At 74.1% G+C, this 1,516-nt stretch carries 2 protein-coding genes and 1 pseudogene; 1 reads left to right on the top strand and 2 read right to left on the bottom strand.

Annotation, left to right across the window (positions count from 1 at the left end):
* Nucleotides 1–122: 122 nt before the first annotated feature.
* Nucleotides 123–350, bottom strand: a pseudogene (locus ABZ885_RS40955) (NAD-dependent epimerase/dehydratase family protein); the annotation flags it as partial.
* Between the two features lie 85 nt (nucleotides 351–435).
* Between ABZ885_RS40955 and ABZ885_RS40950 the strand changes: the two are divergent.
* Entirely contained in the window at nucleotides 436–1,011 is a 576-nt protein-coding gene (locus ABZ885_RS40950; protein WP_360200269.1) for a TetR family transcriptional regulator, read from the top strand.
* Between the two features lie 57 nt (nucleotides 1,012–1,068).
* On the opposite strand, the gene ABZ885_RS40945 is transcribed toward ABZ885_RS40950, so the two are convergent.
* Nucleotides 1,069–1,516: hypothetical protein (locus ABZ885_RS40945; protein ID WP_360200267.1), on the bottom strand; the 448-nt coding region annotated here is incomplete at its 5' end.

Genomic DNA, 1,516 nt, shown 5'->3' with positions numbered 1-1,516 from the left:
GCCGAGCTGGGCAGGGACAAGCTGCGGGCGCAGGCCGAGAAGTTCGGCTTCAACAGCACGGTGGACACCCCGGTCCGCTCCGAGAAGAGCATCTAGCGGTTCGAGGCGTCGGTCCGCGTGAAGTCGTGGTCGAAGGCGAGGTGGACGACCGCGTCGGCGTCGGCGGCCCCGGCACGCAGGGTGTCCGGGTCGGACAGGTCGCCGCGCAGCACCTCGGCTCCGGCGGCGGTGACGGCGGCGGCCGAGGAGTCCGACCTGGCGAGCCCGAGGACCTGATGGCCGGCGCCGATGAGTTCGGGGACGACGGCCGAGCCGATCCAGCCGGACGCGCCCGTGAGGAATACCCGCATGGGATGAGCCTTCCACAAGTGATGTCAGTGACTGTCGTCAGCCTACCCCGTGATGTCAGTGACTGTCATCGCGTAGGATCACCGCATGAGTCGATGGGAGCCGAACGCACGCGGCCGGCTGGCAGAGGCGGCACTGGCGCTCTACGGCGAGCAGGGGTTCGACCGGACCACGGCGGCGGAGATCGCCGCGCGGGCCGGGCTGACCGAGCGCACGTTCTACCGGCACTTCGCCGACAAGCGCGAAGTGCTGTTCCACGGCACGGACATGGTCCGGGAGCTGCTGGCCCGCGCCATCGCCGACGCCCCGGCCGGTGCGGCACCGATGGACGCGGTCGGCACGGCCGTCGAGGCACTGGGTGCGGTGCTCCAGGAGAACCCCGAGCGGGTCCGGCTCCGCGACACCGTCATCTCGGCCAACGCCGAACTCAGGGAGCGCGAGCTGACGAAGCTCGCCGGGCTCGCCACCGCGATGGCCGACGCGCTGCGCGGGCGCGGCGTCCCCGAGCCGGCCGCGAGCCTGGCCGCCGAGACGGGGATCGCCGTCTTCAGGACCGCCTTCGCGCACTGGATCCGCGAGCCGCACGGACCGGACCTGCCGGGCGTCGTCCGCGCGTCGATGGACGAACTCGGGAACGCGTTCGCGCGGCGCACACCTGCCTGACCTCTCCCCCGCCCCTCGGGGCCCACAGGCCGTCGGCCCGGGCGCGGCGGCCGGGGGTCAGTGCCCCAGCGCCGCCTTGGCGGCCACGATGACCAGGCCGAGCAGCAGGTTGGCGACACCCTCGCCGATCGCCATCCGGCGGGTCGCGCCGGCCCGCACCGCACCGAGGGTCGCCCAGGCGACCTGCTGGGCCACCGCGACGGAGAGGGCCAGCCAGGCCGTGCTGGCCAGGTCGAGGCCGAGGAGCGGGCTGACCGCCACCGCCACCGCGGGCAGGACGGCGGCCTCCACGATGGACCACTCGTGCCCGGCGACCCGCCGCACCTCGCGGCGGTCGACCGGCCTGCCGACGACCCGCTCGCCGGCGACCAGCGCGTACACGTGCGCCGCCCAGAACACCACGCCGGTGACCAGCAGGAGTCCGACCAGCTGGAGGCGGGGGAAGTTCCCCGTGGTGCCGGCGGTCGCCACCACGGAGGCTGCGAGGAGCGAGCCGTACACGGCG

It is taken from the genome of Kitasatospora sp. NPDC047058, assembly GCF_040643935.1.
In the GTDB taxonomy this organism is placed as follows: domain Bacteria; phylum Actinomycetota; class Actinomycetes; order Streptomycetales; family Streptomycetaceae; genus Kitasatospora.
Note: the sequence above shows the minus strand (reverse complement) of the source record. Positions and strands in the feature narration are given on the sequence as shown.